The sequence below is a fragment of the Oscillatoria salina IIICB1 genome (genome assembly GCF_020144665.1).
Lineage (GTDB): Bacteria > Cyanobacteriota > Cyanobacteriia > Cyanobacteriales > SIO1D9 > IIICB1.
Genome location: NZ_JAAHBQ010000050.1, coordinates 41115 through 54973 on the forward strand (window position 1 = coordinate 41115; position 13859 = coordinate 54973).

At 40.6% G+C, this 13859-nt stretch carries 10 protein-coding genes; 7 read left to right on the forward strand and 3 right to left on the reverse strand.

Features of this window, described 5'->3' with window-relative positions; translation table 11 throughout:
* Positions 1-380: 380 nt before the first annotated feature.
* Positions 381-1184 carry a DUF928 domain-containing protein gene (locus G3T18_RS15740; RefSeq protein ID WP_224411521.1) on the reverse strand — a complete coding sequence of 268 codons (804 nt, stop codon included), beginning with the start codon at positions 1182-1184 and terminating at the stop codon, positions 381-383.
* 58 nt (positions 1185-1242) lie between these two features.
* Positions 1243-2061, reverse strand: a complete 819-nt coding sequence (locus tag G3T18_RS15745; protein WP_224411522.1) for a DUF928 domain-containing protein — start codon at positions 2059-2061, stop codon at positions 1243-1245.
* 302 nt (positions 2062-2363) lie between these two features.
* On the opposite strand from G3T18_RS15745, the gene G3T18_RS15750 reads away from it, so the two are divergent.
* Positions 2364-4037 (forward strand): transglutaminase-like domain-containing protein, encoded by a 1674-nt coding sequence (locus tag G3T18_RS15750; protein ID WP_224411523.1) that lies wholly within the window; start codon positions 2364-2366, stop codon positions 4035-4037.
* A gap of 100 nt (positions 4038-4137) precedes the next feature.
* On the opposite strand, the gene G3T18_RS15755 is transcribed toward G3T18_RS15750, so the two are convergent.
* Positions 4138-6342, reverse strand: coding sequence for an alpha/beta hydrolase (locus tag G3T18_RS15755; protein WP_224411524.1), 2205 nt, complete (start codon positions 6340-6342; stop codon positions 4138-4140).
* A 189-nt stretch (positions 6343-6531) separates the two neighbouring features.
* Between G3T18_RS15755 and hisA the strand changes: the two genes are divergently transcribed.
* The 6 genes from hisA to G3T18_RS15785 all read left to right on the forward strand — a co-directional run.
* Entirely contained in the window at positions 6532-7305 is a 774-nt protein-coding gene (gene hisA / locus G3T18_RS15760; protein WP_224411525.1) for a 1-(5-phosphoribosyl)-5-[(5-phosphoribosylamino)methylideneamino]imidazole-4-carboxamide isomerase, read from the forward strand.
* A 39-nt stretch (positions 7306-7344) separates the two neighbouring features.
* A complete protein-coding gene (locus G3T18_RS15765; RefSeq protein ID WP_224411526.1) occupies positions 7345-8412 on the forward strand; it encodes an ion channel in 1068 nt (355 codons plus the stop codon).
* 8 nt (positions 8413-8420) lie between these two features.
* Positions 8421-9338, forward strand: a complete 918-nt coding sequence (locus G3T18_RS15770) for a metallophosphoesterase (RefSeq protein ID WP_224411527.1) — start codon at positions 8421-8423, stop codon at positions 9336-9338.
* Positions 9335-9907: a DUF421 domain-containing protein gene (locus G3T18_RS15775; protein ID WP_224411528.1), complete on the forward strand. Its 573-nt coding sequence runs from the start codon at positions 9335-9337 to the stop codon at positions 9905-9907. The genes G3T18_RS15770 and G3T18_RS15775 overlap by 4 nt, the downstream gene beginning before the upstream one ends.
* Positions 9908-10412: 505 nt before the next feature.
* Positions 10413-12758, forward strand: a complete 2346-nt coding sequence (locus G3T18_RS15780) for a glycoside hydrolase family 31 protein (RefSeq protein WP_224411529.1) — start codon at positions 10413-10415, stop codon at positions 12756-12758.
* 495 nt (positions 12759-13253) lie between these two features.
* Positions 13254-13859: hypothetical protein (locus tag G3T18_RS15785; protein WP_224411530.1), on the forward strand; the 606-nt coding region annotated here is incomplete at its 3' end.

A 13859-nucleotide genomic window follows, 5' to 3' on the forward strand; every position in this document is an offset into this window, starting at 1 on the left:
GAGCGTAATTATTGACTTTTAGTTACATCTGTGATATACAAAGGCTCATCAGTTATCAGTGACCAGTTAACAGTTTATTCCCTAATTCCTCTTGTCTCCCCCTCCTGCTTGTCTTCTCCCTCTCCCCCAATCCCTTGTCTCCCTAGTCTCCAATCTCTATGGATAACTGATAACTTACAACTGATAACTGTTCACTGTTCACTGTTCACTGTTCACTGTTCACTGAAAACCCCCTCTCCCTTGTCTCCCAATCCCCAATCTTTAATCCCTAATCCCCAGTTATTCTAATTTCACCTTGCTCAATTTCTTCTCTTGACAATCCTGACTGATAACTGATTACTGATTACTGATAACTGCTAAGTGAAAACACCAGTCCCCAATCACTTATGAGCCGAAGTGAGGGAACTACGAACCAGAGAAGCTTGAACAAGCTCCTCCAAACCAGCAGATGTCAACAACTTTTCCCAATCACTCGCCAAGGCTAAATCATCGGGGCGAGATCGGTAAATCTGAGCTAACTTAGCTAGAGAATCGTACCAAATTTCGGCTTCTGCATACAACCTTGCCTGCTCTTGAGGTGAAGCTTGTTGCAGTTGAAGCGACAAAGGTGACTTGAGTTCGACTCGTTTAATCCAACCATTAGTCTCTCCCTTGGTTTCCTGCAAATCATCAACGATCGCCAGCGACCAATGATAAAGTTTATTTACTTCCAAAGGTAACAAACCAGCTTCGGCGGGGAGAGCGATCGTCACAATACCAGAAGTAGCAGATTTTTTGAACGTGGAGGTATAAATTTCTTCTCCCGTATCGCCATCTTCCAGACGAAACTCAACTTCCTGAATTGCCTGAGAATTAGAGCTAGAAGGAAGATAAATTAAAAAGCTGGGATAGGGATTAACCGTTACCCCAAACTGATTGCTCGTCGTCGGAACCAAAGCAATCGGCCGATCGATCGCAGTTGGAGAAGTCAGGCGACCACCACGAGTACCCCCTCGATCGAGACTCGTAGGAGTCCCGATATTTCCTGGCGGTTGGTATTCCTGAGCCTGCCAGCGTTCTGGTATATTCTGAGCAACAACAGACAGTGGTTGATTAATAATCACACTGCCGACAGCTACCATTAGAGCCAATCTAACAGAAAAGGCTGAAGACAGTTTGAGATAACGGCACATGGTTCGACTCATAATCCTCAGTTTAGTAAAAAAATACTCGGTGCTACTGCTCAACCTGCCTTAATTACTCTTACTCAGAAGAGGGAACAAGCTCAGAGCGAGTAGCAGTATCACTAGCAAACTCATATTGAGAAATATTCTGCAAGCCAACCGAGTTGAGTAATTTCGTCCAAGCTTGTTTAAAGTCAGGATTATTCGGTTCTTGCAGACGTGCTTCGTAAAGACTTGCTAAGGTTTCGGGCCACAATCCAGCTTCAGCATAGCGAACTATTCGTTCTTCGAGGGAATTTTCCTCTTCGATCAGGTTAGCAATGCTTTGCTTTTGAGGATCGCGATAAACATAACTTCGATCCCATTGCAGTGTTTGTTTGTTAAAGCCTTCACCGCAAGCGAGACTAACTTCCCAGCGATATCTTTGCGCCATCGCTAACGGATTCGCATCAGTCAAGGATGGCAAGTCAAGACGCATAATTCCATGCGGATTTTCGCCTACCCCATCAGCAGAACCGATTTGGTATTGAGTTTTGTATACCTCATTGCCAGTTTCATCTTCGAGTAAGAATTCTACTTCGACTACATCATCTGAATTAGTTTCTGGCAGATACCAAAAAAAGCTAGGATATCCAGAAGCAGTTATGGCTCCTTGATCTGGACCTAAAACTTGTAACTGTTGGTTGTTTTTGATACAAGGACCTCGAGTTGCCCCACCTTCGCGTCCTTCAGGTTTACCTCTTTCAGGAGGGTCAAATTTCCATTCAGTGGGCAATTGGTTAGAAATGGACTTTGGTAAAGACTGCGCCTGTAGTTTACCTAGAGCAGGCATTAACAGTCCGGTAGCTAAAAGTCCAATGACGAAGATTTTATCTAGAGAGCGTTTGAAAGATGCCACGATCGTATTGTTCTCCTAGTGAGAACTCGATTGTTTATGTATTTATGATGGCAGAAACCACAGAATAGTTCCGACTTTTACACAGCGATCGCCTTGTCGATCTGCCACGTGAGACTTTAACTTCTGCCTATAGCGAGTTACTATCTGACTGAGTAAGGTTCACAAAGAGCATTGCCTGATGTTTCTCTTTTGGTAAGTTAAGGGGTTGGATGGCTACTTGCGATTTTAGCGAAAGCAGCTACTCTGTAGACTGAAAAGTTTTTTCAACTACTTTTGTTTATTTAACTTCAATTAAGACAAGTATGATTCCCGATTCAGCCACTTCTTTTTCTCCTCAAAACCAGATTAGTCTGAGAACAATCCGACCCATTGCTGCGGCTGCAATTCACGGTATTTCCTTCCGAGGAAATGAGTTACTCGCGATTGACTCAACTAATGGTTATTTGTTGCAAATCGATCCTCGCACCGACGAAACTAAAATTTTGAATCCTCAGCATTGGTTAGAGTTTCGAGATGCTAAGGGTTTGGCAATTTCAGGAGATACTCTCTGGTTTACTAAGTACGAGAGTGTTTATTTTACTTCCCTCAATGGAGAGATTACACCTCAGCACTTCGTTACTTTACCTTATGAGGCTAATGGAGTGGCTGTTTTGGACAAAACAATTTATGTTACTTGCGAGCAGTACGGCTCGATTTTGATTTTTAGTCAGGAAACTGGGAGAGAAATTACTCGCCTTTATGCTCCTGGTATTGGTATTGAGAATATTACTGTTAAGGGTGAGGAACTCTGGATTTGTGATGCTACCGAACAAACTGTTTACTGTCTCGATCGCGCGACGGGTAAGTTACTCTTTAGTGTCCTGACTCCGTTTGAAAATCCCACGGGGCTAGCTTTTTATCCTCACCCGGAAACGGGGGAGGAGATACTTTATGTGTCTTATGCTTTCTCGGAACCTTATATTCGCGATAACCCTAATGCCGATCCCAATCATGAATTACAATACCGCGATCGCACTTTTGTTCACCCTCTCTATTTTCACTACAATCGTGAAAAGCATTATGCTCTTTCTAATGGCTATTTGGTCGAAATGTCTTATGTTGAAGAAATTTCTCCTCTCGAAGATATAGAACTAAAAGCACTTGAATGGCGGATTGCTTTACCCGCCGAAACCGATCGCCAAAAGGTGAAAAAAATTGAATTTGTGGGTTTGCCTTTTACTGAGGAAGTTGAAGATGGACAGCGCGTGGCGGTGTTTAAGTTTGATACTCTCTCTTCTCAAGATCGTTTGATTTTTGGCTGGAAGGCACTTTTAGAAGTTTGGAGTATTAAATATCAAGTTACTCCTGGTGATTGTGAATATCCTCCGGAGCTTTCTCCTAATTATCAAGAACGCTATTTAGTCGATGATGATGATTTGGCAATGGATAGCCCGATTATTATCGATGCGGCTCAGGAAGCTGTGGGAACGGAAACTAATTTGTTGCGGAAAATGTATAGCATTCGTAACTATGTTTATGACCGTCTTTCTTATGGGATTAAACCTTATATTGATACTCCGGATGTGGCACTAGAAAGGGGGGTTGGTTCCTGTGGCGAATATTTAGGTATTTTACTCGCACTTTCCCGACTTAATGGGATTGCTTGTCGCACTGTGGGACGCTACAAATGTCCGGCTCAACCTCATTTACGTGGGCTTCCTCTCGAACCAGATTTTAACCATGTTTGGATGGAATTTTATGTTCCGGGAATTGGTTGGTTGCCGATGGAATCTAATCCTGATGATATCTCTGAAGGTGGCCCTTATCCCACTCGCTTTTTTATGGGTCTTGCTTGGTATCATGCAGAAATGGCTAAAGGTGTTTCTTTTGAAAAGCTGATTAGTCAGGGAGTACCTGTTGATAAGGAAAAGGTTTCTATTGGTGAGTTGGCAATTAATCACGTTAGCTTTACTATTTTAGCTGAATTAAAGCCTTGATTTTCGTTTTTTAATAATGGTGCGACACAGCTAAAATTATGCACTCTTTAAGTTGGAACAATTTAATGATTTGATGCAGATAATTAGCTGTGCGATCTCCCTAGTTAGAAGTTAACATTTTTCTTCTTACTTGCTCCCATTCTAATCCTAATACATCTACTTGATATCGTTCTTGACCGAGAATAATTTGAATCTTTTTTTGACAACTAACTTGGTTAAGTTCTGTTAAAGCTGCTTGACGAAATTCTTGCTTTTCTTGTTTAATTTTTGTTAGTTGTGCTTCTAATTTGGCAAGTTCTTTTTGCCAATAAATTAATTCTGTTTGTACTGCTAAAGAACCTTTTTTCTGCAAAGCTAAACATTTTTTTTCACAATCTTTGAGTTTGGTATCTATTTCTGCTAAGTTGACTTCATTGATTAGTTCGTTAATGGGTTTTACGCTTAAAGAATCTAAAAAACTACCAAAACCTAAAAAAGCTAGGCGATAAATAGCTTGACGGCTAAATTCGCCAGCAAAAAAGCCGCTATGGGTATCGCATTTTTCGAGTCCGTTGGCAATTATTAAACGTAGATAATAAACTAATTTTGGTTCCCAAAACCACTTTTTGAAGCTTAAAATTTGTTGGTTTTTGTGGTTTGATTTAAGCGTATAATCCCGGTAATTTGTACAGTCAAAAAAGGTAAAAAGTTCGGCAATATTTTCTCCACCACTACCAAGATTACTAAAATATTTAACTTGGAAATTTTCTAAAGATTTGCGAATATTAAAAGAATCAATAAACAAGTTATTAAAAGAAAACTTACTATTATTTTCCTGACTAACTTGCTCTAAATTGACAATTCCATAAGGTAAACTATTTCTAATCCCTAAATTACCGAGACGATAACCACTGGTGCGAGTGCGGGCTGGAAAAGAGAAATAATTAGCAACTGTGGAGGCTAATCTTAAAGCAATATCTGCTTCATTACTGAATAAATAAGTTTCTTCAAAGCGACGCAAAGATGAAGCAAGAAAGTTTGCTCTCCCAGAAATAATCGTATTAATAGGAATATCAGGTGCAACTAAAACTAAACGTCCCAAGCGAAAAACTTTGCCAATATCTGCACTAGGTAATTTATCACCTGTTCCCAAGTTTCCTACGGAACGTAAGTCGAAGATATCTGAGAGAATTCTGACTACATTAGTGACGACTTCTCCTCCCATACTATGACCGATAAATGATAACTTTATTCGGTTATTTTCGCGCCAAAATCTTTTTGCTTTATTTTCTAATATTTCTCTTGCACCATCGCGCAAATTAGCTAATTCAGAGTTAGTTTCTTGAATTAAAATTTTATTAGCCAGATTAATAATTGTTTCTAATTCCGACCTGGAAAGATTAAAATTATTAGTAAGTAATAAAGATTCGACAGTTGTGTTTTTTACCGTACTTTCCAAGCAATAATCTTTAATAACTTTGTTGCTAATTATTTCGAGGAGAGAATCCGCGATCGCCAAATTCTCTACTGCATACAAATATTCCTTAACTTGAGACATTAGTAACTTAGTAACTTTAGGAATTAAGCTAACTTCATCTAAATAATTTTCCTTAGCTTTACTCATCAATAATTTATCCAATTGGCGGATAAATTCCACCAAATCGGGAACGCCAAAATTATCTGCCCGATACCGATCGCGAAAATAGCCAGATAATCTCATCAAAAACAAGGTAATAATTGCAAAGAAACCAAGCATTAACAGCAAAATTACCAAACTTAAAATTATTCCCCATTGACTCGCAAAAGCCAATTCCCTTAATTGAGGCAAATAAAGAAAAATAATCCCCACAAACCCTACCCAAAATATTGTTTTTGCCAAACTAGGAAGCGCAGTGACAGCCGTATAAATCTTACCAAACAAATCCTTGAGATTGCCATCAGTAAGTGATTCCGAAGACCAACGATAACCGACATAAATCAACTTATTAGCCTTTTCCACAAATTGACGGCTATTATCACTATTAACATATTCATGAATTTCCGCAAATCTTTTAATTGATTTTGGGCGACTATTGCTAAAACCATGAATAGAAATCACCAACTCAATAAAATCAGCAGGCTTGTGAATTTCCGTAATAACTTTTTGATAAATAAGATCCGCAAGCTGTTGAAGATTTTGCTGTTGTTGTGCCAAATTATTTTGACGACGCGAAGCCAGTTTATCCCCTTCCACATTAATTGGTGCGGTACTAAGAACAAAATAACCAGGAATACGCGGATTTTGCACATTCTTGAGTTGATAAATAGCAATTAAAGGCTTATCCATCAGTTTAACTATTCCGAAAAACTCAATCTAACAATTATATCCGATCGCCAAAAAATTATTTGCGCCTTTCTTTGCGCCTTTGCGCGAGATAAATAATTGGTATAGTAAAGACGAATTTAATTTAAAATAATCGAAAAAGAACAAGATTAGCCCTGGCATCGCAATTAAAAACAAAGGAGAAAATCAAGAATGGAAGTAATTCCAGCAATAGATTTATTAGAAGGACGCTGCGTGCGCTTGTATCAAGGAGATTATACGCTGTCGCAGGTGTTTAGTGACAACCCAGTGGAAGTAGCAAAGCGTTGGGAACAAGAAGGCGCAACGAGACTCCACGTGGTAGATTTAGATGGGGCGAAACAAGGTAAACCAGTTAATCACGAGGCGATCGCCGCAATCGTCAATTCAGTTTCCATTCCGGTAGAGGTAGGTGGTGGTTTACGCGATCGCACCAGTATAGCCCAACTTTTCGATTTGGGTGTACGTTGGGCGATCGTGGGTACAGTTGCAGTGGAACAACCCCAACTGGTGAAAGAGTTTTGTCAAGAGTTTCCTGGTAAAATTATCGTCGGCATTGACGCTCGTAATGGTAAAGTAGCTACCAAAGGTTGGCTAGAAACTTCCGAAGTAACAGCTACCGAACTCGCGCAACAAATGGCAGAATTAGGGGCAGCCGCGATTATTTACACCGATATTCTGCGCGATGGTACTCTCGAAGGTGTAAATACGGAAGCTTTACGAGAATTAGCCACGAAAATTGAGATTCCGGTTATTGCTTCTGGGGGCGTTAGTTCACTTAGCGATGTTTTAAGTTTACTCGCCCTGGAACCTGTCGGCGTAAATGGTGTAATTATCGGTCGCGCCTTGTATACTGGCGATATCTCTCTATCGGAAGCAGTAAAAGCAGTGGGAAATGGACGCTGGCAAGATATCCCTCCCGATACAGGATTTTCTAACTTCGCTTGATCTATCCTGCAACAGACGTGGAAAAAAGTAAGTTGCTGGATGCAAACACTGCTAGTTGTTCTCGGACTGTTAACGATCGCTATTGTCAGCTTTGATGTGCTGATTACTACTTTAACGTTAGGTGGCGGTGGTCCGATAACTAGCAGATTGTCTTGTTGGCTGTGGAAGATTGCCCTAAAAATTCACAATTGGCGTTCTAACCACCGACTGTTATTGTTTACTGGGTGGAGTATTTTAGTGGCGATCGCGCTACTATGGTTTGCACTTACTTGGCTAGGATGGACGTTGTTTTTCTGCGCTGAGAATTCGGCAGTAATTAATGGTAGCGATAAAATTCCTGCTAGTCTTACGGAAAGGATTTATTTTACTGGTTTTACGCTTTCAACTTTGGGATTAGGAGATTATCAACCTAATGGTACGATTTGGCAGTTAGCTACGGCAATTTGTTCGGCAAATGGTTTCTTTTTGGTGACGCTGACGTTTGCTTATTTGTTACCTGTGGTTTCCGCCGCTACTAATCAACGTCAATTAGCAGTATATATTTCTTCCCTTGGCGGTACTGGTGATGAAATCTTGATTAGGGCTTGGAATGGTCAAGATTTTGGACAGTTTGACCAACATTTGTTTGCTTTAGCGCCGATGTTGAGTCAACAGGGAGAAGCTCATTTTAACTATCCTGTACTTCATTATTTCCATAATTTGGAGCGATCGCAATCAATTATTTTGAGTTTAGTCGCTCTCGATGAGGCGATGACTCTGATGGAGTATGGTGTAAAAAAATCGTACCATCCGGATAAGTCTGCCTTGAATTCGGCGCGTCGAGCTAGCGCTGCTTATTTAAATACTCTTAAATCAGCTTATCTCAAACCTAGCGATCGCCATCCACCTCTTCCGGATCTTCATCGGTTGCGGCTGGCTGGAATTCCTACGGTTACGGATGAGGAGTTTCGTCAAGCAACGCAGAAGGTGACAAGACGGCGACGACTGTTACTAGCGTTGATTGAAAATGACGGTTGGACTTGGGACGCGATCGCTTCTAGCAAAACTACTAATCGCGCTAGCCATTTAGATGATGAAACGATGATTAATGAGGCTGTGTTGCATTAATTTAAGTGATGAAAAAGTTTAGATATTTGATTTGGGTATTCTTCGGATTAGTTGTTTTTTTGCTAGGTTGGGGCTTGATTGAACCTTACGTTATCGACACAGAAGAAGAAATTGCCACAATTCCTAATTTGCCGGAAATTTGGTCTGGCGAACGAGTGGCGCAAATCTCCGATTTTCAATTAGGAATGTGGTGGGATAACGATCCTACTATTCGCCGCATTGTTGATGACTTGATTGAGGAAAATCCGGCGGCGGTGTTAATAAGTGGTGATTTTATTTATCATGCTACTCCCAATCCGGAAAAAGAAATAAATCGTGCTGTAAATTTGCTTCGTCCTCTGACAAAAGCGGGTATTCCTACTTATGCTGTACTCGGCAATCACGATTATGGTATGAGACAGTTAAATTCCCAACCTAAAGAAGATTTAGCTGCTAATTTAGAAGCCGCATTAGCCGAAATTGGCGTGGATGTTTTGCAAAATGAAGCTATTCTACTTCCGCCGCCAGAAAATACTAATCAAGCTAATTCTGCGCCTCTTTATTTAGTTGGTGTTGGGGCTTATTTAGCTGAAAATAGTCAACCAGAAAAAGCTTTGGCTGATCTTCCCGAAACCAGTCCGCGAATTGTGATGATGCACAATCCTAATTCCTTTGCTGCTTTCCCTGCTAATACGGCACCTTTGGCTATTGCTGGACATACTCATGGAGGACAAATTCGCGTTCCTTTTACACCTGAATGGTCGTGGGTTACTTTGAAGCGGGAAAAGTTAGAACATATTGATGGTTGGGCGGAAGATTATGGCGCATCTGGTAATCAACTTTATGTTAATCGGGGGATTGGTTTTAGCGATCTTCCCATTCGTTTTAATTGTCCGCCAGAGGTGACTTTTTTTACACTTATGTCTGAGGAGGAAGTTGGATCGTGAAGTCGGTTTGGGATGCTATAAATTGGGCTTTGGGACTTGAGGCTGTTAAACTGACTTATTGGCAAATGGGCTTGCGGGCGGCGGTTATTTATGTAGCAATTATTATTATGATTCGCGTTGGTGGCGATCGCCGTTTTCTCGGCAAACACGCAGCAATGGATGTTCTCTTAACCGTCATTTTGGGGTCTACTCTCAGTCGCGCTATTAATGGCGGTGCGCCTTTTTTTCAGACTTTGGCTGCGGCTGTGGTTTTGGTGGGAATTCATCGCTTGTTCGCCGCGATCGCGTTTTATTTCCCTCGTTTTGATAATTTGCTTAAAGGTCATTCGCGCATCCTCATTCGTGATGGTCAAATTCGTCAACAAACTCTTCGTCAAAGTCATCTTACTCATGCTGATTTAGAAGCTGCTTTGCGCTTAAAGGCTAAACTTGATGACTTTCAACAAGTGAAACTTGCTCGTCTCGAAAGTGGTGGCGAAATTAGTGTTATGCCTCAACAAAAGCCGATTCAAGTTGTTGAAGTTACTGTGGAAGATGGGGTGCAAACTTTGCGGATTGAGCTTGACTAATTCAAGATTTTGCTATATTATTTAGATAGTTCTTTTCATAATGAAAATCTGAGCATTTAAGTTTTTACAGTCAGATTCCCATTATAAAGCAAGTATAAATCTTTTTCTCAAAAAAAGCAATATTTGTCGCCCAAACTTTGCAAATTGAGCTTGACCAAATTTAAGATTTTGCTATACTATTTAGATAGTTCTTTTCATAATGAAAATCTGAGCATTTAAGTTTTTACAGTCAGATTCCCATTATAAAGCAAGTATAAATCTTTTTCTCAAAAAAAGCAATATTTGTCGCCCAAACTTTGCAAATTGAGCTTGACCAAATTTAAGATTTTGCTATATTATTTAGATAGTTCTTTTGATAATGAAAATCTGAGCATTTAAGTTTTTACAGTCAGATTCCCATTATAAAGCAAGTATACCTCTTCCCAAAAAGAAAAGCAACAGTTACCTCAAGAAAACTTAAACAAAAAGAAACAAATCTCTTAACCTGTAAACCGATAAGCAAAATATGCCCCAATATTTCGGACAACTGCCAGTAGCAGAAACCCTCTGGACAACAGCCAAAAGCATCAAAACCTACAGCAAAGTCAAACAAGGAATAGACTGTAAATGTAATAACGGCGAACTACTAACAATCAGAGTATTAGCTAATAACTTAATCAGAGTACGTCTCGCCCCCAAAGGAGAACTAAAACCCCGTCGTCCTTGGGCAGTAACAGTAGCAGATGAAGAATGGTCGCCCGTCGAATTTAAAATCCAAGAAACCGCAAGCGATCTAACAATAATCACCGCCGAAATGCGCGTCCAAATTCAGCGCGAACCAGTCAAAATTGAATATTTTGATAAAGACAATCGCCCCTTTGCTGGCGACACCTCAGACAGAATGGGTTGGCGCGAAGGAGAAATTTCTATATGGAAAAAAATTGAGTCAAACGAACACATTTACGGCTTAGGAGAACCACCCGGATTACTCGATCGACTAGGGCAAAAACACACCATGTGGACTACAGATGCTCTTGATTATACATCTCAGACCGATCCGATGTATCAAGCAATTCCCTTTTACATGGCAGTACGTCCGGAAGTCAGTTACGGATTATTATTGAACAGCACTTATTGGAGTCAATTCGATCTTGGCTGTACCCAACCAGAAGTAATACAAATACAAAGTAAAACAACCGAATTAGATTATTACCTTATTCACGGTTCCACACCAGCAAAAATCCTCGAAACCTACACTCAACTAACAGGAAGAATGCCGTTACCACCAAAATGGGCATTAGGTTATCATCAGTGTCGTTGGAGTTACGAATCCGAAACAGTAGTTAAAGAATTAGCCAGAGAATTTCGTCAGCGTGAAATCCCTTGCGATGTTATTCATTTAGACATCGATTATATGAGAGGATATCGAGTCTTTACTTGGAGTCCCAAACGCTTTCCCGAACCCAAACAAATGTTGCAGGAACTCCAAGAACAAGGCTTTAATGTAGTAACAATTATCGATCCTGGAGTTAAATACGAACCAGAAGCAGACTATGAAATATTTGACGAAGGATTAGCTCACGATTATTTTGTTAGAAAACCAGACGGAGAATTATTTTATGGCTACGTTTGGCCCGATAAAGCAGTTTTCCCCGACTTTATGCGTCCCGAAGTTCAAGAATGGTGGGGAGAGTGGCATCAAAGCTTAACAGAAATCGGCATTGCAGGTATTTGGAATGATATGAATGAACCTTCGATCGCTAACCGTCCTTTTGGTGATGGTGGGGAGAAAATCTTCTTTCCTCTCGATACACCCCAAGGTTCAGAAGAAGCAAGAACCAACCATGGGGAAACGCATAATTTGTATGGCTTAATGATGGCAGAAGCGACATACGAAGGGTTAAAAAAAGTGCGTCCCAATCGGCGATCGTTTTTGTTAACTCGTTCGGGTTATGCAGGTATTCAACGTTACTCAGCAGTTTGGACTGGAGATAACTTTTCCTTGTGGGAATATCTTGAAATGTCCTTACCAATGTTGTGTAACCTCGGTTTATCGGGAGTGGGTTTCGTCGGTGCAGATATTGGTGGATTTGCGGAGAATGCAACCGCAGAACTATTTGCGCGCTGGATACAAGTAGGAATGCTTTATCCGTTAATGCGATCGCACTCAGCCATGTCTACAAATCAACAAGAACCTTGGCATTTTGGAACCGAGACAGAAAACATTTGTCGCGAATACATCCAACTGCGCTATCGTCTCCTACCTTACATTTATAACTTGTTTTGGGAAGCAGCAAGCAAAGGTGCGCCAATTTTACGTCCCTTAGTTTATCAATATCCTGCTGACAAGAACGTATCTCAACTTCACGATCAAATCTTATTAGGTGCAAACATCATGGCTGCACCAGTATATCGTCCCGGAGTCGAATGTCGCGCAGTCTATTTACCCGCAGGAAAATGGTACGACTGGTGGAGTGGGGAAGAATTCACCGGAGGAAAGCATATTTTAGCCGACGCACCCTTAACCAAAATGCCGCTTTTTGCTTGTGGTGGTGCGATTATTCCTCTGCAACCTGTCATGCAATACGTCGATCGATATCCAGTAGAAGAGTTAACTTTGCGCGTGTATCCAGGTGCAGGAGAGTTTACCCTTTACGAAGATGATGGTGATAGCTTCGATTATCAACAAGGTGCTTTTTGTCAGACTACATATCGCGTCCGAGAAGAGTCAAAAGAAGTTATTTTTGAGGTAGAAAAAAGAATCGGAAATTGGCTACCACCAAAGCGCGAAGTTATCGTTGAGTTAGTTGGTGTTGGTGAGAAGCGTTTTGTTGATGATGGTACAGCAAAGGAATTGAAATTTAGTCGTTAAATAGACACAAATTTGAATTAGGTATGAGTACCGACTAATACCAAGTTGCGTCCAGAGATAGTGTCCTTGCAAGTCGATGGCTACGCCGATATTACAGTACGTGTGGAAAAATGTCATCCTTCGCTTCGCGAAGGATCTTGGACACTCAGGATGACGTAAATTGAAACGAAGAAGAAAATGTTACAGATGTTATACCAAGTTGTGTCCAGACATTTCCTTCATTTCTATTAAATCTTTTAGTGTTTCGTGTCCTCTAGAACATCAATTCCAAATACCCCTAAAGTCGCGGCTACACGGGCATAGACGCGGAGCGGGTTAAACTGTTTTATGGTAAATTACTAGACTTAATCTATCTATCTGTCGCTCTCTTTGTAAACAAATGTAAAACTTGGGTGAGATTTGCACAAAAACTACCTTGAAAATCCGAGGACTTGATAGAACTACCCATATTTTTTCAGGAGAAACAGTTCTATGAAGAAGCTCAATAAATTGTCAATGACAACAGTAAAACTAGCAATTGTTGCTTCAGGAACAGTAATCTTTGTTTCCTCAGCCGAAGCTGCATCTTTTACGCAAATTCGGATTGGAGATGTGGATGGTTTTGGTTATGGTGACGGTGCAGGATATTATAATACAAAGGGCGACCCAGTAAATGTGGATGGAGTAGGTGTACTCGGTTTTGGTGACTTTCTCCCAGACCGCAACAGAGATGGTTATGTTGCACGTAATAGCGGAGACAATTTCGATTATCGTTCAATGGAAGAGAAAGACAATACTGCGGTTACAGGTAGCGGTTTTATTAATAATGGAACTGAGGGTTCGCGCTTTACTGATGTTGCTTTGTCAAAAGGGTATAAACCAGGTTTAAGATTTCACAAAGCCGAATTTCTCTTTGACTTTTTTGTCGAGAAAGCAAATATCGTTCCCGACATTCCTCTCTTTATCAACTTTACCTACGGTGACTTGGAAGCTCCAGAAAAAGTTGAATTTATTCGTCAAGATGGTACCAAGTTTGCACAACCATTATCAACAATTAATCCTAGTATTGAAAATGGTCAAATCTTAGGAGCATTTGCTGAAATTGCTTTTAATGATGTCTTG